This window comes from Janthinobacterium glycogeni, from assembly GCF_051380725.1.
Classification (GTDB): domain Bacteria; phylum Pseudomonadota; class Gammaproteobacteria; order Burkholderiales; family Burkholderiaceae_D; genus Janthinobacterium.
On sequence record NZ_JBNYXP010000001.1, the window covers coordinates 695670 to 719347 of the forward strand.

Below are 23678 nucleotides of genomic sequence, written 5' to 3' on the forward strand. Positions count from 1 at the left end.
CCAATCACCGGGCCCGCGTTTCCCCGCCAGCCCAGCCCCCGGCAGGGAGCGCGGCATGATCGTGCGCGAGCGTCCTTCGGCGCTAAGGCTGTTCCTCGTGGTGCGCGGCTCCGTCCTGCCGCGCATCCGCACCACGCTCATCGTCAATACCCTGATCGCCACCCTCGTCACTTGGTGCCACGGCACCTTGTTCGACCACAAGGTGATCTTGACCACCATCCCGTTTACGCTGATCGGCTTGCCGCTGGCCATCTTCCTGGGCTTTCGCAACACGGCCGCCTATGACCGCTACTGGGAAGCGCGCAAGCTGTGGGGCGAACTGGTCTTGCGCAGCCGTAATTTCTCGCGCCAGTGCCAGACGATGATACGCGGCGACACGCCGGCCCACGCCGGGCTGGGTCTGGAAGACGTGCGCGTGCGCATGATCTACCGCACCATCGCTTTTTGCCACGCCCTGCGCCACCAGCTGCGCGACACGCGCGGACCGGCCGACTTGCAGCCGCTGCTGCGCCCGGCCGAATGGGAAGCGGCTTGCCAGGCATCGAATCCATCGGACTACCTGATGCTGCAGATGGGCCACGACCTGGCCGACTGCGTCCGGCAAGGCCGCATCGACAGCATCCTCACAGCACAGATCGATAACACGGTCTCGGCCATGGTAGCGGCGGGCGCTTCGTGCGAACGCATCCGCAGCACGCCCATCCCCTTCTCGTATTCGCTGCTGCTGCACCGCACAGCCTATCTGTACTGCTTCCTGCTGCCCTTCGGCCTCGTCGACTCGCTCGGCTTCATGACGCCGTTCGTCGTCGCCATCGTCGCCTACACTTTCTTTGGCCTCGATGCGCTGGGCGACGAGATCGAGGAGCCGTTCGGCGAAGACGCCAACGATCTGCCGCTGTCGGCCATGTGCCGCGCCATCGAAATCAGCTTGCGCGAATCCGTGCAGGACGAGAACGTGCCGCCGCCCATGCAAGCGGACGATTTCCTGCTGAATTGATGCGCACGCCAGCTTTCCCCTTGACCTTACCATCGGGGGAAGGCTTACAGTGGACGTACCTAATCATTCAAGGAGTGCTTGCCATGTATCAGTTACAAGTTGAAAACATGAGCTGCGGCCATTGCGTCGGCTCGGTCACGAAAGCGGTGCAGGCGATCGATCCTGCGGCACAGGTGCAGATCGACCTGGCCAGCAAGCGCGTCACGGTGGAATCATCGAGCGCACTGGGCGCCATCAGCGCCGCTATCGTCGAGGCGGGCTACCCCGTTACCAGCGCGCAATAAGCGTCAGACACGGACAACAGCCGGCCTTTGCGCCGGCTGTTTTTTTATCCGTCCAGCTCGGGGTAGTGGCGGAAGATGCCTTCCTCATTGAACGCAATTCTGCGCTTCGACTTCAGGTAGCGGGCGACGTTCGGCCGCGCCGCCACCATATCGTGCAGCTCAGACAGGAAGGGATATTCGGGCGCCAGGCGCGCCATTGCTTTCGGAAACGCATAACGCAAGCCGGCCAGCATCTGGAACAGCGACAGGTCGCCATACGTGAGCCTTGCGCCCACCAGATAATGACCGCGGCTGCGATTATTCAGCAGGACCTGGGTGAAATAATCGAGGAATTTCGGCAGGCGCGTGCTGCGGAAATCGGCGCTGCGCAGCATGGCCGCCTGTTTCTGTTCCTCATAATATTGATTCATCGACAGCGGGTGATGCGTGTCGTGCACTTCCGTCAGCCAATCGGCCATCGTCAGTTGCAGCTGGTTCAGCCACAAACGGCCGCTTTCCGCGCGCGGCGCCAGGCCCAGGCGCCGGCCCAGGTACAGCAAGATATTGCTGGTCTGGCCGATCAGCAAGTCGCCGTCGCGCAGCACGGGCGGCGCGTAGGCAGCCTGTGGCGTAGTACCGCCATCGAGGCAGGCCAGCATGGCGGGAACGCCTTGCCCCCTGCGTTCAGGCAAACGGGCGATATCGCGGTAGTCGGCGCCCGCCTCTTCCAGGGCCAGGCGGATGAATTCGCCGCGTCCCTGTATCGTGGGCCAGTAATACAGTTCATACGCCATACGCACCTCCGTTGGGTTACCTCAATGGCAGCAAGCCTTCGCTTCCGTATCGCTGGCCAGCCCCAGGCTTTGCAGGATGGGGCAATCGGGCTTGTCGTCGCCGTGGCACGACTGCGCCAGATGGGCCAGGGTATCGCGCATTTCCGTCAATTCGGCGATGCGCTTGTTGAGCTCGGCGACGTGGGCCAGGGCGATGCCTTTCACGTCCGCGCTGGCGCGCTGGTCGTTTTGCCACAGCGACAGCAGCTCGCGGATCTGCTCCAGCGAAAAGCCCAGCCCCCGCCCGCGCTTGATAAAACGCAGCGCGTGCAAGTCGTTCGGCGTGTAGATGCGGTAGCCGGCGTCGCTGCGCGCGCTGGGTTTTAACAATGAAATACTCTCGTAGTAGCGTATCATTTTTGCCGATACGCCCGTTTCACTGGCTGCCTGACCGATATTCATCCTATGACTCCTTGGTATGCGCGCGGCCTGAATGACTGCGGGCTTTCCAGCGGCGCAGCAACAGGGCATTGCTGATCACGCTGACGGAACTGAAGGCCATCGCCGCGCCCGCCACCATGGGGTTGAGCAAGCCGAAGGCGGCCAGCGGAATGCCGATCAGGTTGTAAATGAAAGCCCAGAACAGATTCTGCCGTATCTTGCTGTAGGTGCGGCGCGAGATATCGATGGCGTCCGCCACCAGGGCCGGATCGCCGCGCATCAGCGTGATGCCGGCCGCATGCATGGCAACGTCCGTGCCCGTCGACATGGCGATGCCCACGTCCGCAGCGGCAAGCGCGGGCGCATCGTTGATGCCGTCGCCCACCATGGCCACTTTCGCGCCTTCGCCTTTCAGCGCGACAATTTTAGCGGTTTTATCGGCCGGCAGCATTTTCGCCGCCACCGTGTCGATGCCCAAGAGCTTGCCGACGGCGTCGGCGCTGCCCTGGTTATCCCCCGTCAACATCACCGTGCGGATGCCCAGGCTGTGCAGATGGGCTATGGCCGCCTGCGCGTTCGGCTTGACCTGGTCGCTGAAGGCAAACAGGCCCAGCAGTTCCGATCCCGCCGCCAGCCACGAGATCGTATTGCCCGTGTTTTCCAGCGATACCGCCTGTGCCGCCAGCGGCGTCATATCCACGTTTAACTCCTGCATCAGGCGCGTGCTGCCCAGTTTCAGGTCCAGGCCGTCGACAGTCGCCGCCAGGCCGCGGCCCGGCAAGGCCGACAGGCCCGTGGCCGGCAAGGGCTCGATGTGGCGCGCGCTGGCAGCATCGAGCACGGCCGTAGCCAGGCTGTGCTCGCTGCCACGCTGGATGCTGGCCGCCAGCTGCAGCAGCCGCGCGTCGTCGATGCCGTGCGCATGCAGGGCCGCCAGCGCAGGCTTGCCCACCGTCAGGGTGCCCGTCTTGTCGAACACGACGGTATTGACGGCGTGCGCAACCTCCAGCGCTTCCGCATCCTTGATCAGGATGCCGTAGCGGGCGGCCACGCCCGTGCCGGCCATGATGGCCGTCGGCGTGGCCAGGCCCAGCGCGCACGGACAGGCGATGACCAGCACGGCCACGGCATTGATGATGGCATTTTCCAGCTCGCCGGTAGCGAACCACCAGCCCAGCATGGTCAGCAGCGCCAGCAGCAGTACCACGGGTACAAAGATGGCGCTGACCTTGTCGACCAGGTGCTGGATCGGCGCCTTGGCCGCCTGCGCATCTTCCACCAGGCGGATGATGCGCGACAGGGTCGTCTCGCCGCCCACGGCCTGCGTGCGCACCAGCAACAAGCCGTCGGCATTGATGGCGCCGCCCGTGACCTTGTCGCCCGGATGCTTATCGACCGGCAAGCTTTCACCGGTGATCAGCGATTCATTGATCTGGCTGGCGCCTTCCACCACCACGCCATCGACGGCCACCCGCTCACCAGGGCGGATGACCACCAAGTCGCCCACTTTGACCTGTTCCACGGGCAAGTCGATCTCGACGCCGTCGCGGCGCACGCGGGCCGATTCCGGACGCAAGACTTGCAGCGCGCGGATAGCCGAGGCCGTTTGGCGCTTGGCGCGGCTTTCCAGCCATTTGCCCAGCAGCACCAGGGTGATGACGACGGCCGAAGCCTCGAAGTACAGGTGCGGCAACATTTCACCGGCCGTCAGCCACTGGTAGACGGACAAGCCGTACGCGGCGCTCGTGCCCAGCGCCACCAGCAGATCCATATTGCCGCTGCCGGCGCGGGCCGCCTTCCAGCCCGCCTTGTAGAAACGCGCGCCAAAGTAAAACTGCACGGGCGTGGCCAGGGCGAATTGCAGAGCGCCGGGCAGCATCAGGTGGATGCCGGCCCACTCGAGCAGCATGGGCAGCATCAGGGGGAAGGCCAGCACGGCCGCGAACGCCACTTTCATGCCGTCGCGGTTGGGCGCCGCAGCGGGCGCGCTGGCCTGGCTGGCGGCGGGCACCGTGGCGGCATAGCCGGCCTTGTCGATGGCGGCGATCAGGGTGGCCGCATCGGCCTCGCCCGTCACCTTGACGCGCGCGCTTTCCGTGGCCAGGTTGACGCTGGCGGCCAGCACGCCCGGCACTTTCAGCAAGGCTTTTTCCACCCTGCCCACGCACGAGGCGCACGTCATGCCGGCGACGTTCAGGTCGATTTCGCGCTGCGCCACCGTGTAGCCGGCTTTTTCCACGGCTGCCTGCAAGGCGGCCAGGGGAATCGGCGTGTCGGAACTGATTCTGGCCACTTCGGTGGCAAGGTTGACGCTGGCCTGGGTCACGCCCGGCACGGCGGCCAGGGCTTTTTCCACGCGGCCCACGCACGAGGCGCAGCTCATGCCTTCGATGGCCAGCGCCTGCGCGTGCGCGGCGGCGGGAGGGGAAGCGGCGGGAGCGAGTGCAGCCTGATTCATGGCAGATCCTGTACGAAAAATGAACGAATACGAACAGGATCTGCTATCCCATGATGGGAAGGTCAAGCCCTATTTGCACGGTGTGCCGGGCTTGTTTGACGATGCTTAACGCACGATGCAATCGATGGCGGCCGGCTTGCTCCCGTTGGAAGAAGCGCCCGTGCTGGACAGTGGCGTCGAAAACACCGGCGGCGGCGTGAACGGGATGCCGGGATTGGCCGGCAGCATCACGGGCGGCTGCCTGAAGCTGGGCGTATAGCCGAACTGGCCGGCGGCAAAGTTTTGCGAACCAGCAGGATTGGTGACATGAATCAAGCCATCGAGCACCTGCACATACATGCCCGGCGCCTTCGCCGCCCCGACTGGCGGCGATACCGTTGGCACCGCCGGTGCCGAGGGCGGCACATAGGTGGCGACAAACGTCGTGCCGCGAATGCCGATGGTGGCGGCCGGCGTCTTCATCTCGAAGCGCTCCTTGTTGCGCTTGCCCAGCAAGCCCGTGACGGAGCGCAAGCCCCCCTTGAGCAGGCTGAAGACGGCGTGGTCGCCATCGGGCTGCTCGGCCGTGTAGCTGAATTGCTCGATCACGAAACTGGTATTCGGTTTCAAGGTGATTTCGCTATTGTCGATCAGCTTGATCAAGGCATAGGTTTCCTTTTCCGTCAGCAAGGTGTCCCCCTGCTCGACTTCGGACTTGATGGCCAGGATTTTCATCTTGCCATCGGCCTTCTTGGCCATCAAGGGGCCGCTCAATTGCATGACGGTACCGGCAACCTGTCCGGCCCAGGCGTGCGCGCCCACGCACATCAGGGCCAGCCACAGCAAGGCCTTAATTGCAGTACATTTTTTTAGTAGGGTCATCGAATTTGTATCCTGTAGGTTTATCTGCGGCATCGGCAACATCCTTGCTGTCCGGTTTCTTGTCGTCCAGCTTGGCTGGCGGCGTGGACGCGAGCGTATCGTTGGCACGGTCAGCCTGCTTGATGATGCGCAAGGCATCGTCGATGGCCGTGTTCAGGCCAGGATTGATGACGGGCGGATCGATGGTCGTGGCGGGCAGGAAGATGGCGTCCGCCATGCTCACCGCGCCATTCGGCGCCAGCAGGGTCACGCCGCTGCGCTGGCGATTGATGCGCACGCCCGACGTCCCCGTGATGCCGCCCGTTTTCGCCAGCACGCTCATGCTGGCCGCCGCCGGCAAGGCGACGCTGGCCGTATCCGCAAAGCGCACATGACCTTCCGCGCTGGCGGCAAAATTGCCGCCGCTAACAATCTTCGCATTGCCGCCGACATGTATGTCGCGACCCGCCGTCAAACTGACATGGCGCGCCGCTGCCAACTGCGCGCCATCGCCCAGCAGTACGTCCGTGCTGGCATTGAGGGCGATATCATTGCCCTCGATCTTGCCGTTGACAGTGACGGGGCTGTGCGCCGTCACGCTGACGTTGCCGCCATGCGCATCGATATTGCCGGCCGTCACACCGCCCGTGTTATCGATGGCGATATCGCCCGCGCCAGTGCTCAGCGTTCCCAGGGTCAAGCTGCCCGGCGCCGAGGTATTGTTCAGCGTAATGCCGCCCCCCGCGCTGTTGCTGGCGGAAAAACTGCTTACCTGGTTGCCCTCGTTGCCCAGCACGATGCCGTTTTGCGCCTGCGCCGTCAGGCTGCCGGCGAGCAGCGCGCCATCCTGGCCGATGGCGCCGCTCAGGGCGCTCAAGCGCACTTCCTTCGCCGCCAGGCTGGCGAAGCGCAAGTCGCCGGCCGCTTGCGTGATGGCCAGCTGGCCCGCCAGCCGAATGGCGCCGGCCGTCTGATTAAAACTATTGGCGACAAGCAAGTTGCCGTTGCCGCTCAGCACACCGCCGCCTTGCGCATAGCGGTCGGCCGACAGGCTGCCGTTCAGCAGCAAGCTGCCGCCATTGATTTCCAGGCCGGCCAGGCCGCCCAGCACGGAACGGTCCAGCGCGCTTTCACCTAGGGTCAGGCTACCGCCCGTCAACAGCAAGCCCGTCGCGGAATGCAGGGTTTTCAGGATGGTGCTGCCGGCCGCCGCGCTGTAGGTGACGACGCCCCTGCTGTTGCTAAAATCGACAGCCAGCACGTTCGCGCCTTCCGGCACCACGCCGCCGTCCCAGTTGGCCGCATCGCTCCACAAGCCGCTGCCGCTGCCTACCCAGGTCGACAATTGTTTTTGCGCAATCGTCGCCTGCGTCGTGCCGCCCGTCGAGGTCAGCAGGTAATTACCCGCATCGGCGCCGCCCAGGCTCAGGTTCGTCACGAATACCGTCTTGCCCGCGCCCGCATTCTTGTCGCTGAAGCTGGCCAGGGCCGACAAGTCCAGGCGGTCACCGGCAATCCGGTCATCGCCGAAACCCAGCGCGGCGCCCGTCGTGCCGTCATAGACCTTGTTGACGCCGTTAAATTGCACGTTGAGGGTGCGCGGCGTGATGGCGAAAGTCGTCGTGCCGCCGAAGCTGATGTCGTACTTGGTCGACCACAGGCCCGTCGCTGCATAGCTGCCCACATTGCGCGCGCTGCTGCCGTAGCCGAGGCTGCCATTCACGCCCGTGTCGCCGTCGATCAACCCCACATAGGCGATCGAACCGAGGAAGGCGGCCAGCTGGCCATCGTAGACCTTGCCCGTGGCATTGCCCGACAGGTTTACTTGCAGCGGCTTGAGGAAAGCCTTCAGCATCGGCGTCGTGTAGCCTTCGTAAATGCGCCACACGCTGCTGAAATTGTAGTCGCCGAAGCTACCCTGCTGCTGCATCTGCGCCGTGCTGCGGCGGCTGGAACCGCCGCCATCGGTCTGCACCAGCGAGGTTTCATAATTGAAAAAACCATAGCTGAACGGGGAACCGGCCGACACGCGGCCGGCCACCGCGCCCACGGCCGCATAGCCGTCGCCGCTCACGGCGCCGCTGCTGAAGACATGGCTGACGCTGCCCGTGCTTTCACCGACCAGCCCGCCCATGTTTTCCATGGACAGGATGGGATCGGCAGTAACGGCCCGGCCCACGGCGCCGCTGGCATAGGCGTCATTGATGCTGCCGCCGTTCAAGCCCGCCAGGCCGCCGATGCTGCGCGCGCCAGTGACATTGCCGGTAGCATAAGACTGGCTCAGCGCGCCCTGGTTGTTGCCGACCAGGCCGCCGATCATCTCGCGCGCGCCCGTCACCACGCCGGTGGCGTACGAGGTCGCGATGCTGGCGCCGGACGCATTCGATCCCGCCAGCCCGCCGATGGCGCCGCCGTTGTCGGCATTGACGCCGGTGACGGCGCCACTGCTGGCCGACAGCGTGATGGCGCCCCCGTTGCTGCCCACCAGGCCGCCGACATTGCGCTGGCCGCTGACGGCTACGCTGCTGTTCACGCCGGAGATAGTGCCACTGACGACCTCGCCTGCCAGCGCGCCCACGTTCGCCCTGCCGGCGACGCTGCCGCCGCTCAGGGTCAGGTTGCGCAAGGTGCCGCCCTGCACGCTGCCGAACAGGCCAGCCGCCGAACCTGGCGCCAGGCTGCGGTCGATTTTCAAATTACTGAGCGTAAATCCGCCGCCATCGAAGACGCCGGAAAAACCGCTGCCGTTGCCGGCGATCGGCACAAAGCCCTGGCCATCGTTCCAGTTCACGGTGCCGCTGGCGTCGATATTGCCGGCCAGGCGGTAGTTGTTGCCGAGACCCAGGCTGGCGATGCCTTGCAAGCCATAGATATCGGCCAGCAGATACGGTGTCGCGCCACCGTCGCCGCCGGCCACGCGCAGGAAGCCGGCGCCGCCGCCGATGGTAAAGCTGCGGGCGCTGAATCCTGGCAGGGCCGCCGCGTTCTGCACCCAGATGCCGCCATCCAGCACAAAGCTGCCGTCCACCGTCACGGCAGCCGTGGCCGTGATGGCGGAACCTGAATTGAGGTGCAGATCGCCGGTCCTGGCGAGCGCATCCGATATCCGCATGCCGCCCGTGTTCGTGCCGTCGCCGATGGTCAGCGACGCGGCCGAGATGCCGGCCAGCTCAACCGCGTTCAAACTCAGGGCCGTACCCGATTTGGTGCCCAGGTCGATGCTGCGCGAACTGCTCAGGGGCTTGATGATGACATTTGCGCCGCCGGCCGCGCCGCCGAAGTTGACCTTGCCGTTAATGCCGATATTATCTGCCTGCAAGGTCACCGTCTGGTCGGCGATTCCGCTGCCCAGCAACTGATCTCCGCTACCGGTCAGGTCGATAGCGCCGCCCTGGAAATTGCTGATCAGGCTCAGATGGCCGCTGCCGACGTCGACCACGCCGGCGCCACCCACGCTGGCGCCGGAAAGATAGACGTTACCGCCATTGCTGGTGATCGGCGCGGCCAGATTCACCTGCGAGCCAACGGCCCCGACGCTGCCGCTGCTGGCATCATTGGCCATTAATCTGACGGCTCCGCCATTCGTGGCGATGGAGGCGTTAACGTTGATCGTTTCGCCCGCCTGCGCCGTCAAGCCCACGCCTTGCTGCGTGATGTTGATGGCGCTGTTGAAATTGATGCGATGCGTTGCCTGCAAGGTGACGTTGCTGCTGGCGCCAGAAATCAGGTCGGCGCCGAGATTGGTGTTGCCGGTGGACGGCGCGTCGGCGAACTGGTCGACGTCACTCAGCCCGCCGTCGGAACCGGCGACCACGGTGATATCGTAAGGATCGAGCAGCCAGTTGCCGCGCTTGCCGCGCGCCGCGCTGGTATTGACGCGGATGCCGTCGACGGCCAGGGAATGGCCGGACGTTTCCACGAAGCCGCCGTCGCCGCCCTGAGCGCCGCCGCGCGCGGAAATGCTGCCGTGCACCTGGGCCGACTCGTTGCCCCAGGCGATGACCTTGCCGCCGTTGCCGCTGACAATCGCATCGGCATTGACGCTGGCATCCTTGCCGACGAGTACTTGCCGCGCATTCTGCACGGCCGCGTTCTTGCCCTGGTAGTCGCCGCCCAGCAAGACCGTGCCGCCGCCCGTGGCCCCGCTGGCGTCGATTGCCGCATTGCCCAGCAAGCCCACCTGTTCGCCCAGCACCTGGATCTCGCCGCCCTTGCCCGCCGCACCCGTGGCGCTGGTGACGCTGCCCGCCTCGAGCAGCGCCTTGCCGCTGGCCTTGAGCACGATCCTGCCGTTGTCGCCGACGACGGCGCTGTTCGCGTTGAGCACGCCGCGCTGGCTGACCAGCGCGCCGGCCATGCCGATGCTGCCGCCCTGGGCGATGATCTGCCCCAGGTTCAGCGCCTGGTCGTTCGGCGCCGAGACCAGCACGCGCAATTGCGGATTGCCGGGGTCGGCCAGCTGCACGCTGCGTCCGGCCGCCAGGATCACTTCGCCGTTTGGCGCCGTGATGAGGCCCGTGTTTTCCACGTTCGGCGCGATCAACAGCACTTGTCCGCCCTTGCCCGCGTTAATCTGGCCCGCATTGGCGAGGCCGCCAGCCACGCCGCCGGCCGTGAACTGGCGCTTGCCGGACAGGAAATCCTCATTCGTCATGCCCAGGCTGGAGGCGACCAGCCCGTTCACGTCCACTTTCGCCCCCTGGCCAAAAACGATGCCGTTCGGGTTGATCAGGAAGACCTTGCCGTTCGATTCGAGCGCGCCCAGGATCTTGCTGGGGTCCTGTCCCGTAATGCGGTTGAGTACGGCGCTATTGCCGTTTTGCTGGATGAAGCGCGTGATTTCGCCCGCATGAATGGAAAAGCTCTGCCAGTTGATGATGGTGTTGGGCGTGTTCGTGATCGAGAAGATATTGCCCTGCTGGCTGAACGTCGCCTGTCCGTTGACCACCTGCGGCAAGGCGGGGTTGGCCTGCGCGGCGCCGAAACAGCCGGCCAGCAGCAGCGCCAGCGCCGTGCGGCGCAGGGGTGGCGCAAGCGGTGACGAAAAGGCCGGCGTCTGGATGAAAGCCGAGGCGTGCTGGACGTGGTTGTGCATGGTGTTCATCCTGATGCTAGTAGGCCAAGGCGAGGCGGAAATGCAGGCGGTTGGCGCCCCGCTGTCCCGTGTCGCCGCCATTGACGACATGGGCGTAATCGAGTTGCAGATTGGCGTAGCGGCTCAGCAGCAAACGCAGGCCGAGGCCGCCGCTGCTGATGCCTTGCGACGCGCTTTCGCCGGGCAGCGCATGGTTGCGGCGCAGCCAGGCCGTGTCATAGAACGCCAGCGCGCGGCACTGGTAGCCGAGCGCCTGGCCGCACCAGTTCGGCGTGTACAGCTCCAGGTTCAGGTTGACGCCCGAATCGTTCGATACCTCGCGCTCGGCAAAGCCCCGCACGGACGCGGCGCCGCCGGCGCCGAACTGCTCGCCCGGCACCAGCGCGTCGGGCGTGACTTGCGCATTGACGAGCGCGCGCCATTGCCAGTCGCCGGCCAGCACGCGTCCCGTGCTGGCGCTCAGGCGAAGGGTGTTGTAGGCCGCCTTGGCATGCGCGCGCACGCGGTCGAAATCGGCTTGCGCGCCGTGCTTGCCGCCAGGGATATTGTGCGCGAAGGTGAGCGCCACGCTGGTCTCGCCCGTGGGCAGGGTCCAGTTGCCGATGTAGCTGACGCTGAGCGGATGCACGGTGACGTCGGCGCCCAGTTCCATGCCGAACAGCTGCACGCTGTTGCGGTAAGCCTTGTAGTCGATGCCGTACACGAGCTTGGGTTCGAAATCGTCGCGGCGGGCAAAGTTCTGGTTGTAGCGGATGCCGGCCATGCTACCCTGGCCGCTGACGGCCAGGTCGAAAATGCCGGCCGAGACGCTGCCCGAATCGACGTTCGAATAGCTGGCAAAAAAATCCATCGAGTCGCCCAGCGCATACAGCGGCAAGTGGTAGCCGGCGCCATACACGCCCACCTTGTCCGGCTTTTCCAGGCTGCTCGTGTATTGCAGGCTGGCGACATGATCGAGGCCGAACAGATTGGCATGCTGCAGCACCACACCCACGTGCGTCTTGCCCGTTTGCGCATTGCCCGTATTGTCCACGTTGAGCATGGCTTTCCAGGGTTTTTCATCGACCACCGTGACGATGGCGTCGATGGCGCCCGCCGGTTCATCGGCTTGCAGCCGCACTTCGATCTTGCGCGCCGGGTTTTCATTGGCCAGCATCAGGCTTTGCGACAGGGCCGGCAAGTTCGGCGTCTCGCCTTCGCGAAGAGACGGCAAGGCGCGCCGCACATTGGCCTCGTCCACATGCGCATTGCCGCTGATGGTCAGCTTGCCCAGCGGCGTTTGCAGCACACTCAGGCGCACCACGCCGCGCTCCAGTTCCTGCTCGGGCAGTTGCACCTGCACGGCGCTGTAACCGCGCTCGCGGTAAGCCCCCTCCAGCGCCTCGACGGCGCGCGCGATGTCGGAAAAATCGCGCTGCGCTCCCGTAAAGGGCGCCAGCAGGGCTTGCACCTGCGCGGACGTGAGCAGGGTATTTCCCTGAACATCGAAGCGGCGGATCTCGAAGCGCGGCACGCCGTCTTCCTGCAGCGCAGGCGCCGCGTCATCCATAGGAACGGCAGCGCCGGCGGCGCCGACGGCGAACAGCAGCGCGGAACCCGCAAGCAGGTGCACCAAACGATATGTCATGTGAAGGATTTCTTGTGTAACCGGACAAGCGCGCGGCCCGCAGGCGCCTGCATGTCCGGCAATGGATTGAAGACAAATTTTAGACGGCTTTTAGTTTCCAGTCAGAAATTTCTAACATTTCTCCCTGATTTTTATCGCAATGCAACAAACAATGCGCACGCAATGGTGAAAAATGCCGCAATCGCTTGCCTTTTCCGGCGAATGGCGGGCTATTTGCTGTGCAATTCTGTCACGCCATCCCAGTCCAGTGGCGGCGGCGCATTGCGGTACTGCTCCAGGCGCGCCGCGTACAGCCGGTACAGGCCATCGTCGGGAAAGTCCGCCTGCAAATGGGCCAGCTGCGCACCTGCCTGCGCCCAGTCGCGCGCGCGCATCCGGGCCAGCACGGCGTGCCAGCGCTCGAGCTGCGCCAGTTCGGCCGCTGCGGCGCAGGCCAGCAGGCAGCGCGGCTCGAAGATGGCCACCGCTTCCTGCTTGCCCAGCACCCTGATCCGGTCAAGCTCGCGGTACAGGAAATCCGGGGCGGCCGCGCGCGTGGCCTCGCCCGCCACGATGCCCACGCCATACAGCTTGCTGGCGCCTTCCAGGCGCGCGGCCAGGTTGACGCTGTCGCCCATCACGGTATAGGCGCGGCGGATTCGCGAGCCCATGTCGCCCACATGCATGGGCCCCGTATTGATGCCGATGCCGATGCGCAGCGCGGGCCAGCCGCGCGCGCAAAACTGCTGGTTCAGCCGCGCCGCGCTGGCCTGCATCAGCAGGGCGCTGGCCACAGCCCGGCTGGCGTGATCGCCAAAGGCGACGGGCGCTCCCCAGAACGCCATCACGGCGTCGCCGATGTATTTGTCCAGGGTGCCGCCGTGGCTGTCGCGGATATCTTCCGACATCGCCGTCAGGTATGTGTTGATGTATTCGCGCAGCGCGGCCGGGGCCAGCTGCTCGGAAATGGCCGTGAAACCGCGCACGTCGGCAAACAGCACCGTCAGTTCGCGGTTCTCGCCCTCCATCGTGTAGCGGCGCGGATCGTCGGCCATCTCGGCCACCAGCTCGGGCGCCACGTACTCGCCGAAACGGGCCACCAGCGCGCGTCCATTGCGCACCTCGAAAAAGTAACCCCACGCCAGGTTGGCGATGAATAGCGCAAGGATCAGCAGCAACAGCACGGCAACGCCCAGCACCAGGTCGTGCGCGGCGTACAGGTACAGGTTGATGCCGATGGCGGCGGCCAGCGCGGCCACGGCGGCCAGCATCACGCCGGCCGGCGGCAGCACGGCCAGGGCGCCCGCCAGCAGCAGGCCAAACAGCACGATCTGCACCAGTTCCAGCGCCAGCGCGTAGTCGGGCCGCGCCTTGAAGCGCCCGTCGAGCATGGACTTGATCAGGTTGGCGTGCACCTCCACCCCCGGATATTCGGCATTCACGGGCGTGGCGCGGATATCGTTCAAGCCGGGCGCCGTGGTGCCCACCAGCACGATGGTCCCCTTGAGCAGTGCCGCCGGCACCGTACCGGCCAGCACATCGGACGCCGACACATAGCGGAAGGCGCCGCCATCGGGGCCGCCCGCGCCGCGATACTGCACCGTGGTGGTCAAGGCTTCGCCGACGGGGATCGCCATCGCGCCGCGCGGCGTGAACAGCATGATGTGTTCGAGGCCGGCGTTTTCCAGCTGGCGCGCCGACAGGGTATCGGCCGTGCCCGTGAAGCGGGGAGCGATGGCGCGCGCCTGCAGGTAGACGGCGACGGTGGCCAGCGACAGCGACGGATAATAGCCGTCGCCGATGCGCTGCAACAGGGTCGAGGAACGCACGACGCCGTCGGCATCGGTCAGCGCCGTGAAGATGCCGGCGCCCTGCGCGGCCGCCTGCAGGGGCGCGATATTGGCTTCGTAGCCGCGCGCCACGTAGGCCGTGACGCTGCGCCCGTTCAAATCGGCGACGGTAAAGGCGGGCCTGGGCAGCACGCCCTTTCTTTGCTGCTCCGAGACGCTGTAGCCGAGCACCACGGGCTGGCCGCGCATGGCCTCGGCGAACAGGCCGTCGTAGTCCATGGCCGGGCGCAGTTTTTCCAGCTGCGCCGGCAAGCCGGTCACGCCGGCCAGTTCGCCGCGCGCCAGTCCTTGCAGCACGGCGTAGCCGGAACTGGTGTCCGCTTCGGGAAACGAGATATCGAAGCCCAGCGCGGCGACGCCGTAATGGCCGGTGAGCTGGCGCACCAGGCGCGCCTGGATATCGCGGCTCCAGGGAAAGCGGCCCACCTTGGCCAGGCTGTGCTCGTCGATGTCGACGATGACGATGCGCCGGTCGAGCTGCGGCGCATCAAGACGCATGCGCCAGTCGCCCAGCATGGCGTCCAGCCGCGCGATATTCTCATTGCCGGCCAGGCACACGATGGCGGCCGCCACGCTCAAGAACACGCCCAGCAAAAAGCGCGCCCCATGCTTGCGCCAGGCCGGCGACAGCTTCAAGGGGTATAGCCCGGAATGGCCGCCTCGTCGACGGCATCGATCTGGCTCGGATGCATGTGCTTTTCAGCGAAGGTCAGATAGACTTTGCTGCGGATGAAAACGTCGAACAGCTCCGGGTCGATATGGCCGTTCAGGCTGAAATTGCCGAGGATGCGCAGCGATTCGGACAACGACTTGCCCTTTTTGTAGGGACGGTCGCGCGCCGTCAGCGCCTCGAAAATGTCGGCGATGGCCATCAGCCGCGCCGGCACCGACATCTGTTCTTTCGTCAGCCCGCGCGGATAGCCCTTGCCATCCATGCGCTCGTGGTGGCCGCCCGCATATTCGGGCACCTTCTGCAGGTGCTTGGGCCACGGCAGCGCTTCGAGCATGCGGATCGACACGCTGATATGGTTGTTGACGATGGCCCGCTCGGCCGCCGTCAGGGTGCCGGCGCGGATGGTCAGGTTTTCCGTCTCGTCGGCGTCGAGAAAGTCGCGCAGTTCGCCGTCGGCCGCGCGCCAGCGGCGCCGGGCGATCTGCCGCACCCTTTCCTGGTCGGCCTGCGCCATGCTTTCGCCGCCGATGTTGACCGTGCGGATGAAGTCGCGCTCCTCGCGCAGCGCCGCCTGCTCCTGCTCCAGCGCGCGGACGATGGCGTCCTTCCGCTGCGGCTGCGCGGCCTGCAGGCGCAGGGCCTCGATCTCGGCGTCGCGCAGCAGCACTTCGTAGCGCGTGTCGATCAGAGCGATGCGATCGAAAATGGTTTCCAGCTTGGTGGCCTTGTCGACCACGTGCACGGGCGTGGTGATCTTGCCGCAATCGTGCAGCAGGCCGGCCAGCCAGAGCTGCTTGCGCTCGTTGTCGCTGAGCCGGAAATCGGCCAGCGGCCCCGTTTGCGTCGCATGCGCGGCATCGGCCAGCAACATCGTCAGTTCGGGCACGAACTGGCAGTGCCGTCCCGTGTACGGCGACTTTTCATCGATGCCGATATTGATCAGGGTAACGAGCGACTCGAGCAGCTCTTCCAGCTGCGCAATGAGCAGCTGATTCGTCAGCGCCACGCCCGCCTGCGCGGCCAGTGCCTCGATGAAGCGCTGGTCGGTGGAGGAAAAGGCGCGCACCTGCCCCGTCTCGCTATCCTTGGCATTGACCAGCTGCAGCACGCCGATCAGGTCGCCCTCGTGATCGCTCATGGGCACCGTCAGGATCGATTGCGTGTGGTAGCCATGGTGACGGTCAAACTCGCGCATGCCGGAAAAATTGAAGACCTCGTCGCGGTAGACGTCGGCGATATTCACGCTGCGGCGCATGTTCGCCGCATACGCGGCCACCGACGCCAGGTTGGGCTGGCCGGCGCCATCGAACAGCGGCACGCCGGGCAAGCCCATGTCCGCGCCCTGCGCGATGCCCAGGCTGTCGTTGACGCTGATGTCGAACGCCAGTTGGCGGCCCTCCAGCGCGGGCCGGTACAGGGTGGCGCCGTCGGCGCCGCTCATGCTTTTCGCCAGCAGCACGATGCGCTGCAGCAGCGCGCCAATGTCGCGCCCCTCACCGCCCAGGCCATGGCCGAGCGCGACGCTGAGTTCGGTCAATTGCTCCAGTCTGTGGGCGATTTTCTCAGGGTGCAGCTGAGGCATATTGGTGGCAATCAGGTAATGGGCAAGCAAAAAAGAGGAAGTCGGCAAGCGCCAGTGTAACGGCGACCCTGCGCACTGTACATTACTTAGTCACAACAAAATGAAATTACTTTCCGTATCGCAACACACATAAATGTTGCCGCCAATCTCATTAATTAGAATAGAATCAACAATAATTACACTGTAACAAGGTACTGAATGAAATTCACATTCAGGGGCGTGCGCGGCTCCATCCCCTCCCCCGGCCCGCGCACGGCGCGCTATGGCGGCAACACCACGTGCATCGAGGTGCGCACGGACAACGACAGCCTGATCATTCTCGATGCCGGCAGCGGCATCTTCGCGCTGGCGCAGCAACTGCCGCCGGGCCAGCCCGTCGACGCGCACGTCTTCATCACGCACAGCCACTGGGACCATATCCACGGCTTGCCCATGTTCTCGCCCCTGTTCGTGGCCGGCAACCGCATGCGCCTGCATGGCGCCCTGGACGGCAACAGCGGGCGCGGCATCGAGCACGTGATGGCGGTGCAGCTGCAGGGCAGCTATTTCCCCGTCAGCGAAGCGGCCATGGCGGCCTGCATCGAGTACCGCACCTTGGCGCCCGGCGAAGCCGTCGAGGTGGGCGGCGCGCGCGTGCGCGGCGCGGAAATGAACCATCCGGTGGTCAACCTCGGCTACCGCATCGACTGCGGCGGCGCTTCGCTGTTTTTCAGCGGCGACCATGAACCGTTCTACAACCTGCATCCGCCCGGCCACGCCGAGCATGCGGCCTGCGCGGCGCGCAATGCGCAGCGCCAGGCCGGCATCGATGCGCTCGTCGCGGGCGTCGATGCGCTGATCATGGATTGCTCGTACACGCGCGAAGAATACCCGGGCAAGCAGGGCTGGGGCCACGGCACCTTCGACGCCGCCTTCGACCTGGCCCTGCGCTGCGGCGCGCGGCACCTGTACTGCACCCACCACGAACCGACCCGCAGCGACGAGCAGCTCGAAGCCGTATTTGCCGACGTGATGGGCCGCTATGCGAGCCGCCTGGCCGGCCTGCAGGTGTTCCTCGCCAGCGAGGGGCTGACGGTGGAACTGGCCGGCGCATAAAAAAAAGGAACCTTGCGGTTCCTTTTTTTGAATGTGCCCAATTGGCCCAAGGCCCTCTGAAAACCGTAGCGAGCAAGCCCGATATCGGATTGAGTAGCGGAACTGTACTTTAGTACAGTGAGCAACGGAGATTCGATAGGGGGCTGCGCAGTAGGTTTGCAGAGGCGCCTTACATGATGTGGTGGCCAATCCACCAGGCGACTGCGGCAACAAACGCGGAAGCGGGAATCGTGAAGATCCAGGCCCAGACGATATTGCCCGCCACGCCCCAGCGCACGGCCGACATCTTTTGCGCCGAGCCGACGCCGACGATGGCGCCCGTGATCGTGTGCGTGGTCGACACGGGAATGCCCAGCGCCGTCGAGACGAACAGGGTGATCGCGCCGCCCGTTTCGGCGCAGAAGCCGCCGACCGGTTTGAGCTTGGTGATCTTCTGGCCCATGGTCTTGACGATGCGCCAGCCGCCGAACAGGGTGCCGAAGCTGATGGCCGTGTAGCACGAGATGATGACCCACATCGGCGGCATGGCATCGGCCGCGCTCGAGTAGCCGGCGGCGATCAGCAGCATCCAGATGATGCCGATGGTTTTTTGCGCATCGTTGCCGCCGTGGCCCAGGCTGTAGGCAGCCGCCGATGCCAGCTGCAAACGGCGGAACCATTTGTCGACCTTGCGCGGCGTCGAACGCACGAAGATCCACGACACGATCAGCATCATGATGGAGCCGAACACGAAGCCCAGCACGGGGGCGATGACGATGAAGGCCACGGTTTTCCACAGGCCGGCCGCGACCAGCGCGCCCGTGCCGGACTTGGCGACGGCGGCGCCCACCAGGCCGCCGATCAGGGCGTGCGAGGACGACGAAGGAATGCCGTAGTACCAGGTAAACAAATTCCAGAAGATGGCGCCCATCAGCGCGCCGAAGATCACGTACTGGTCGATCACGGCCGGGTCGATGGTGCCCTTGCCCACTGTGGCGGCCACGGTCAGCTGGTGAAACACGAAGATGGCGACGAAGTTGAACGTGGCGGCCATGGCAACCGCGGTCTGCGGTTTCAATACGCCCGTCGAGACCACCGTGGCGATCGCGTTGGCGGCATCGTGGAAGCCGTTCATGAAGTCAAACAGCAGCGCGAGGACGATCAACAGGCCTAGCACGTAGATGCTGATTTGTATGGTCATTATAGTTTCTTTTCTGATTCTGGTTCAGGACAGGCCCAACGCTTATGCGTTTTCGACGATGATGCCTTCGATAATATTGGACACATCTTCGCAACGGTCGGTCACGGTTTCCAGAATTTCGTAGATCGCTTTCAGCTTGATCAGATTGCGCACGTCCGGCTCGTCGCGGAACAGCTTGGACATGGCGGCGCGCATCACGTGGTCGGCGTCCGATTCCAGGCGGTCGATCTCTTCGCAGATGGCGACGATCTTGCGCGAGTTGTCCATGTTGTGCAGCATGGCGACGGCGTCGCGCACTTTTTCGGTACAGGCCAGCACCAGTTCGGCCAGGCGCTTGGCTTCCGGCGTGACGGCTTTCAGGTCGTACAGCGAGACGGTTTGCGCCGCATCTTCCAGCAGGTCGAGGATGTCGTCCTGGCGCGTGATCAGCTGATGGATGTCGTCGCGGTCGATCGGCGTGATGAAGGTCTTGTGCAGCATTTCCACGGTGGCGTAGGTGACTTTGTCCGCCTGTTTCTCGATGCTTTCGATCGCATGCACGCGGTTTTCCAGGTCGTCGAAATTGGTCATCAGGCCGAGCATCTCTTTGGCGCCCTTGACGCACAGTTCCGCGTGCTGGTTAAACAATTCAAAAAACTTGCCCTCAGTGGGCATCAAGCGTCCAAACATGTCATTCTCCGTTAAGCATTGAGTCGTGTTATTTACTACAGAAAGCCGCCCCGTTGTCGGGGGCGGCCAATGGAATATCAGTGCTGCTGTGTTAGTCGCCTTGGTAAAGCGCCAGGCCACCACTGTAATTGCCAAATTTGGTGTACTGCCCCATGAAGGTGAGGCGGATGCTGCCGATTGGACCGTTACGTTGTTTACCGATGATGATTTCGGCCGTTCCCTTGTCTGGCGAGTCGGGGTTATACACTTCGTCGCGGTAAATGAACAGGATCACGTCGGCATCCTGCTCGATAGCGCCCGATTCGCGCAAGTCGGACATGACAGGACGTTTGTTCGGGCGTTGCTCCAGCGAGCGGTTCAGCTGGGACAGCGCGATCACGGGGCAACCGAGTTCTTTCGCCAGGCCTTTCAAGCCCCGTGAAATCTCGGAAATCTCCGTGGCGCGGTTGTCGCCCGGCGTATTGGCCGACATCAGCTGCAAGTAATCGACGATGATCAGGCCCAGCTTGCCGCACTGGCGCGACAGACGGCGCGAGCGGGCGCGCAATTCGATCGAGTTGAGCGCCGGCGTTTCATCGATGTACAACTGCGCGTCGTTCATCTTCTGGATCGCATTCGTCAGGCGCGGCCAGTCTTCGTCGTTCAGGCGGCCCGTGCGCAGGCGGTGCTGGTCGAGCTGTCCGACGGAGCCGAGCATACGCATGGCCAGCTGGGCGCCGCCCATCTCCATCGAGAACACGGCCACGGGCAAGCCGCTGTCGATGGCCACGTTTTCGCCGATATTGACGGAAAACGCCGTCTTGCCCATCGACGGACGGCCCGCCACGATCACCAGGTCGCCCGGCTGCAGACCGGAGGTCATGCGGTCGAGGTCGATGAAACCGGTGGGCACGCCCGTGATTTCACTCTGGTTGTCGCGGCTGTACAGTTCGTCGATGCGCTCGACCACCTGCGTCAGCAGGGGCTGGATGGCGGTCCAGCCCTGGGCGCCGCGCGCGCCTTCTTCGGCGATGGCAAAAATCTTCGATTCGGCCTCGTCAAGCATCTGCTTGACTTCCTTGCCTTGCGGGCTGAAGGCCGTGCCGGAGATATCGTCGGCGACGGTGATGAGCTTGCGCAGCACGCCGCGGTCGCGCACGATCTCGGCGTAACGCCGGATGTTCGCGGCCGATGGCGTGTTTTGCGCCATGGCGTTCAGGTAAGCGAGTCCGCCCACATCATCGGCCTTGCCGAGCTGGGTCAGGGTTTCAAAAACAGTAATGACATCGGCTGGCTTGGAAGCGTTAACCATCTTGACGATTTGCTCGAAGATGATGCGATGGTCATAGCGATAGAAATCCTCCGCATGCATGAAGTCGGCGATGCGGTCATACGCGGCATTGTCGCGCAGCAGACCACCGATAACGGATTGTTCTGCTTCGATCGAATGCGGCGGTATACGGAGGGAATCCAGTTGCGGATCAGAGGGGGCGTTCATGGCGCGAATTATACCCGCTTCGGCGTGCTGGCAAAAATAAAGGGCTGAAAATGAGCGAAAAAAAGGCCACAAAAAAGCCGGGCGAACCCGGCTTTTCATAGTGCGGCAGCGCTTGCGGGCCAGGCCCGCAGACGATTACGCGTTCGCGTCTGGAACGACAGCGATAACAACTTCCACGACCACGTCGGTGTGCAGAGCAACCGAAACGTTGTGCTCGCCAACGATCTTCAGCGGGCCGGTAGGCATGCGGATTTGTGCTTTTTCAACAGCAAAACCTTGCTTGGTCAGCGCTTCAGCGATGTCGAAGTTGGTGACGGAACCGAACAGACGGCCATCGACGCCAGCTTTTTGAGCAACTTGAACGGTCAGACCGCTCAGTTTTTCGCCCTGGGCTTGCGATGCGGCCAGTTTGGCGGCAGCAGCTTTTTCCAGTTCGGCGCGCTTGACTTCGAATTCAGCCACAGCGGTTGCCGTGGCACGACGTGCCAGGCGTTGCGGGATCAGGAAGTTACGTGCGTAACCGTCTTTGACTTTAACGACTTCGCCGAGGTTACCGACGTTTACAACTTTTTCTAACAGAATGATTTGCATAGTTCTTCTCCAGGAATATCTGACCGATTAAGCGTGGTGCAGATCGGTGTATGGCAGCAGCGCGAGGAAGCGAGCGCGCTTGATTGCGGTGTCGACTTGGCGCTGGTAGTGCGCTTTGGTACCGGTCAGGCGTGCTGGCATGATCTTGCCGTTTTCCTGGACGAAGTCTTTCAGCGTGTCGACGTCTTTGTAGTCGACTTGTTCAACGTGCGCTGCGGTGAAGCGGCAGAACTTCTTACGTTTGAACAATGGGTTTTGCTGTTTGCGTTTTTCTTTAAGCTTGAGCTTATTTTTGTCGAACTTTTTACCGAATGCCATGTCAGGCTCCTGTATCTAAAATGCGCTAGTCAGAATTGACTGCACTAAAATCAATGATGTGAAACACCAAACTTTTGCTGTTGCGGCTCTTCCTGGCCAGGAAACCCGTGAACTGATAGACCCCGCCCAAGCTTGCCTGACTGAACCGGCCTGAAATTTCGCCAGCGGCTAGCGCGGCGACATCAAACTCGGTCAAACGGGCAATCCCTGCTTCCATCTGCTGCGAACTGTGTTGCAATACTGCATTCACAATCGGCAGTCCTGCCGGGGTATAGCGCAGTATTTCGCGCTCGGCAATGATGGCGGTAACTTGTAGCTGGTTCAGCGCACGATCCTGGTCAAGAATTAAGCTGCTGCTGCGGCTGGAGCGGCTGCTGGTGCTTCGGTGCGGTGGCTTTTGGCCGCGTCTTCGCGTTGTACCGATTTCATCATCGGCGAAGGAGCTGTTTCAGCTTTCTTCATTTTAACGGTCAGGTGACGCAACACGGCATCATTGAATTTGAATGCTGTTTCCAACTCGACCAGGGTCTCGTTGTCGCATTCGATGTTCAGGCAGATGTAGTGTGCTTTAGGCAGCTTTTGGATCGAGTAAGCCATTTGACGGCGGCCCCAATCTTCCACGCGGTGAACCGAACCGCCGCGGGTGGTTACGCTGGCTTTGTAGCGTTCGATCATCGCGGGCACTTGCTCGCTTTGGTCCGGATGGACGATAAAGACTATTTCATAATGACGCATGCAAACTCCTTCAGGTCGGATTGATAATCGCCCACCCCGGCGTCAAGACGGGTGTGGGAAGGTCAGCCGAAGATTATAACCGCCTTTTGCAAACGTTTCAATCATTCCTTCCACCAGCGCCTGAAAAGCCCGCGCACCGCCGCGCTTTCCGCCTCTGGACAAGTATTTCTTGCGAAATTCGCCGAAAACACGGAAATCCCCTTGCATAGTGGGCGATACTGTACAAAAATACAGACTGTTCATATAGACAGCATTTTAGTATGCACCCACCGCTCATGATCAAGCTGACAGCACGACAAGAACAAATCCTGAACCTGATCAAGGACGCGATTGAAAACACGGGCTTTCCTCCCACCCGTGCCGAAATCGCCAATGAACTGGGTTTCAAATCGGCCAATGCGGCCGAAGAGCATTTGCAGGCCCTGGCGCGCAAGGGCGCGATCGAGATTTCACCCGGCACCTCGCGCGGCATCCGCCTGATCGGCGCGGCGGCCGAAGCGCCGCCATCGAAAGTGCCGGCAGCCCTGTTGATGTCGCTGCCCCTGATCGGCAGGGTGGCGGCCGGTTCGCCCATCCTGGCCCAGGAAAACCTGGAAGCGAGCTACAACGTGGACCCGGCCCTGTTCTCGGCCAAGCCCGACTTCCTGCTGAAGGTGCGCGGCTGGTCCATGCGCGACGCCGGCATCATGGATGGCGATTTACTGGCCGTCAAGAAGGTCGACAGCGCCAAGAATGGCCAGATCGTCGTCGCCCGCATCGGCGACGAAGTCACCGTCAAGCGCTACAAGAAGACGGGTTCCGTCATCGAACTGCTGCCGGAAAATCCCGATTTCAAGGTCATTACCGTGTCGCCGGAAGATGAATTCGCCCTGGAAGGTTTGGCGGTGGGCTTGATGCGCAGCTGGCATTGATTGAGCGCGCCCTCATAAACCTACTGCGCAGCCCACTCTCGGGCATCCGTTGCTCGCTAGCTGGGCGCCCCCGTACAATGTACAGCTCCGCTACTCAACCCGATATTGGGCTTGCTCGCTACGG

20 protein-coding genes are annotated in these 23678 nt (G+C 63.4%); 4 read left to right on the top strand and 16 right to left on the bottom strand.

What is annotated here, in order from left to right:
- The first annotated feature begins 55 nt into the window (after positions 1–55).
- Positions 56–997 carry a bestrophin family protein gene (locus ACQ4W4_RS03235; RefSeq protein ID WP_436540755.1) on the top strand — a complete coding sequence of 314 codons (942 nt, stop codon included), beginning with the start codon at positions 56–58 and terminating at the stop codon, positions 995–997.
- An 83-nt stretch (positions 998–1080) separates the two neighbouring features.
- Positions 1081–1281, top strand: coding sequence for a heavy-metal-associated domain-containing protein (locus ACQ4W4_RS03240; protein WP_436540756.1), 201 nt, complete (start codon positions 1081–1083; stop codon positions 1279–1281).
- A 44-nt stretch (positions 1282–1325) separates the two neighbouring features.
- Here the strand turns inward: ACQ4W4_RS03240 and ACQ4W4_RS03245 are convergent, their stop codons facing one another.
- From ACQ4W4_RS03245 to ACQ4W4_RS03280, 8 genes are all read right to left on the bottom strand, one after another.
- Complete coding sequence (locus ACQ4W4_RS03245) at positions 1326–2054, bottom strand: glutathione S-transferase (protein WP_436540757.1); 729 nt, start codon at positions 2052–2054, stop codon at positions 1326–1328.
- A gap of 21 nt (positions 2055–2075) precedes the next feature.
- Positions 2076–2495 carry a Cu(I)-responsive transcriptional regulator gene (cueR, locus tag ACQ4W4_RS03250; RefSeq protein WP_070311137.1) on the bottom strand — a complete coding sequence of 140 codons (420 nt, stop codon included), beginning with the start codon at positions 2493–2495 and terminating at the stop codon, positions 2076–2078.
- A gap of 1 nt (position 2496) precedes the next feature.
- A complete protein-coding gene (locus ACQ4W4_RS03255; RefSeq protein ID WP_436540758.1) occupies positions 2497–4932 on the bottom strand; it encodes a heavy metal translocating P-type ATPase in 2436 nt (811 codons plus the stop codon).
- A 105-nt stretch (positions 4933–5037) separates the two neighbouring features.
- Positions 5038–5793 carry a FecR family protein gene (locus ACQ4W4_RS03260; RefSeq protein WP_436540759.1) on the bottom strand — a complete coding sequence of 252 codons (756 nt, stop codon included), beginning with the start codon at positions 5791–5793 and terminating at the stop codon, positions 5038–5040.
- Positions 5762–10867, bottom strand: coding sequence for a two-partner secretion domain-containing protein (locus tag ACQ4W4_RS03265; protein WP_436540760.1), 5106 nt, complete (start codon positions 10865–10867; stop codon positions 5762–5764). The genes ACQ4W4_RS03260 and ACQ4W4_RS03265 overlap by 32 nt, the downstream gene beginning before the upstream one ends.
- A gap of 16 nt (positions 10868–10883) precedes the next feature.
- Positions 10884–12494, bottom strand: coding sequence for a ShlB/FhaC/HecB family hemolysin secretion/activation protein (locus ACQ4W4_RS03270; protein ID WP_436540761.1), 1611 nt, complete (start codon positions 12492–12494; stop codon positions 10884–10886).
- 209 nt (positions 12495–12703) lie between these two features.
- A complete protein-coding gene (locus ACQ4W4_RS03275) occupies positions 12704–14959 on the bottom strand; it encodes a CHASE2 domain-containing protein (protein ID WP_436540762.1) in 2256 nt (751 codons plus the stop codon).
- Positions 14956–16578 (bottom strand): GAF and HD-GYP domain-containing protein, encoded by a 1623-nt coding sequence (locus ACQ4W4_RS03280; protein WP_436540763.1) that lies wholly within the window; start codon positions 16576–16578, stop codon positions 14956–14958. The genes ACQ4W4_RS03275 and ACQ4W4_RS03280 overlap by 4 nt, the downstream gene beginning before the upstream one ends.
- Positions 16579–16776: 198 nt before the next feature.
- Here ACQ4W4_RS03280 and ACQ4W4_RS03285 point away from each other — a divergent pair, with 198 nt between their 5' ends.
- On the top strand, positions 16777–17673 hold the full coding sequence (locus ACQ4W4_RS03285) for an MBL fold metallo-hydrolase (protein WP_070290539.1): 897 nt from the start codon (positions 16777–16779) through the stop codon (positions 17671–17673).
- Positions 17674–17842: 169 nt separating this feature from the next.
- Here ACQ4W4_RS03285 and ACQ4W4_RS03290 read toward each other — a convergent pair whose 3' ends face one another.
- From ACQ4W4_RS03290 to ACQ4W4_RS03325, 8 genes are all read right to left on the bottom strand, one after another.
- On the bottom strand, positions 17843–18856 hold the full coding sequence (locus tag ACQ4W4_RS03290) for an inorganic phosphate transporter (protein WP_099410056.1): 1014 nt from the start codon (positions 18854–18856) through the stop codon (positions 17843–17845).
- Between the two features lie 39 nt (positions 18857–18895).
- On the bottom strand, positions 18896–19522 hold the full coding sequence (locus tag ACQ4W4_RS03295; RefSeq protein WP_010400015.1) for a DUF47 domain-containing protein: 627 nt from the start codon (positions 19520–19522) through the stop codon (positions 18896–18898).
- A gap of 91 nt (positions 19523–19613) precedes the next feature.
- Positions 19614–20999: a replicative DNA helicase gene (locus ACQ4W4_RS03300; protein WP_034750488.1), complete on the bottom strand. Its 1386-nt coding sequence runs from the start codon at positions 20997–20999 to the stop codon at positions 19614–19616.
- Positions 21000–21134: 135 nt separating this feature from the next.
- Positions 21135–21590, bottom strand: coding sequence for a 50S ribosomal protein L9 (gene rplI / locus ACQ4W4_RS03305; protein WP_034783456.1), 456 nt, complete (start codon positions 21588–21590; stop codon positions 21135–21137).
- A gap of 27 nt (positions 21591–21617) precedes the next feature.
- On the bottom strand, positions 21618–21908 hold the full coding sequence (gene rpsR, locus ACQ4W4_RS03310; protein ID WP_010400024.1) for a 30S ribosomal protein S18: 291 nt from the start codon (positions 21906–21908) through the stop codon (positions 21618–21620).
- Positions 21909–21933: 25 nt separating this feature from the next.
- A complete protein-coding gene (priB, locus tag ACQ4W4_RS03315) occupies positions 21934–22233 on the bottom strand; it encodes a primosomal replication protein N (RefSeq protein WP_034783455.1) in 300 nt (99 codons plus the stop codon).
- 20 nt (positions 22234–22253) lie between these two features.
- Positions 22254–22643, bottom strand: a complete 390-nt coding sequence (gene rpsF, locus ACQ4W4_RS03320; protein WP_034750499.1) for a 30S ribosomal protein S6 — start codon at positions 22641–22643, stop codon at positions 22254–22256.
- Between the two features lie 42 nt (positions 22644–22685).
- The gene (locus ACQ4W4_RS03325) at positions 22686–22886 is read right to left on the bottom strand and encodes a hypothetical protein (protein WP_436540764.1); all 201 of its coding nucleotides are present in this window, start codon (positions 22884–22886) and stop codon (positions 22686–22688) included.
- A gap of 32 nt (positions 22887–22918) precedes the next feature.
- Here ACQ4W4_RS03325 and lexA point away from each other — a divergent pair, with 32 nt between their 5' ends.
- A complete protein-coding gene (gene lexA, locus ACQ4W4_RS03330; protein WP_034750502.1) occupies positions 22919–23554 on the top strand; it encodes a transcriptional repressor LexA in 636 nt (211 codons plus the stop codon).
- The last annotated feature ends 124 nt before the right edge of the window (positions 23555–23678 follow it).

Excerpts from the sequence above, each read along its gene's own strand:
- ACQ4W4_RS03235 (WP_436540755.1), top strand. The coding sequence starts at position 56 with ATGATCGTGCGCGAGCGTCCTTCGGCGCTAAGGCTGTTCCTCGTGGTG.
- ACQ4W4_RS03240 (WP_436540756.1), top strand. The coding sequence starts at position 1,081 with ATGTATCAGTTACAAGTTGAAAACATGAGCTGCGGCCATTGCGTCGGC.
- ACQ4W4_RS03245 (WP_436540757.1), bottom strand. The coding sequence starts at position 2,054 with ATGGCGTATGAACTGTATTACTGGCCCACGATACAGGGACGCGGCGAA.
- cueR (WP_070311137.1), bottom strand. The coding sequence starts at position 2,495 with ATGAATATCGGTCAGGCAGCCAGTGAAACGGGCGTATCGGCAAAAATG.
- ACQ4W4_RS03255 (WP_436540758.1), bottom strand. The coding sequence starts at position 4,932 with ATGAATCAGGCTGCACTCGCTCCCGCCGCTTCCCCTCCCGCCGCCGCG.
- ACQ4W4_RS03260 (WP_436540759.1), bottom strand. The coding sequence starts at position 5,793 with ATGACCCTACTAAAAAAATGTACTGCAATTAAGGCCTTGCTGTGGCTG.
- ACQ4W4_RS03265 (WP_436540760.1), bottom strand. The coding sequence starts at position 10,867 with ATGCACAACCACGTCCAGCACGCCTCGGCTTTCATCCAGACGCCGGCC.
- ACQ4W4_RS03270 (WP_436540761.1), bottom strand. The coding sequence starts at position 12,494 with ATGACATATCGTTTGGTGCACCTGCTTGCGGGTTCCGCGCTGCTGTTC.
- ACQ4W4_RS03280 (WP_436540763.1), bottom strand. The coding sequence starts at position 16,578 with ATGCCTCAGCTGCACCCTGAGAAAATCGCCCACAGACTGGAGCAATTG.
- ACQ4W4_RS03285 (WP_070290539.1), top strand. The coding sequence starts at position 16,777 with ATGAAATTCACATTCAGGGGCGTGCGCGGCTCCATCCCCTCCCCCGGC.
- ACQ4W4_RS03295 (WP_010400015.1), bottom strand. The coding sequence starts at position 19,522 with ATGTTTGGACGCTTGATGCCCACTGAGGGCAAGTTTTTTGAATTGTTT.
- ACQ4W4_RS03300 (WP_034750488.1), bottom strand. The coding sequence starts at position 20,999 with ATGAACGCCCCCTCTGATCCGCAACTGGATTCCCTCCGTATACCGCCG.
- rplI (WP_034783456.1), bottom strand. The coding sequence starts at position 21,590 with ATGCAAATCATTCTGTTAGAAAAAGTTGTAAACGTCGGTAACCTCGGC.
- rpsR (WP_010400024.1), bottom strand. The coding sequence starts at position 21,908 with ATGGCATTCGGTAAAAAGTTCGACAAAAATAAGCTCAAGCTTAAAGAA.
- rpsF (WP_034750499.1), bottom strand. The coding sequence starts at position 22,643 with ATGCGTCATTATGAAATAGTCTTTATCGTCCATCCGGACCAAAGCGAG.
- ACQ4W4_RS03325 (WP_436540764.1), bottom strand. The coding sequence starts at position 22,886 with ATGAACAGTCTGTATTTTTGTACAGTATCGCCCACTATGCAAGGGGAT.
- lexA (WP_034750502.1), top strand. The coding sequence starts at position 22,919 with ATGATCAAGCTGACAGCACGACAAGAACAAATCCTGAACCTGATCAAG.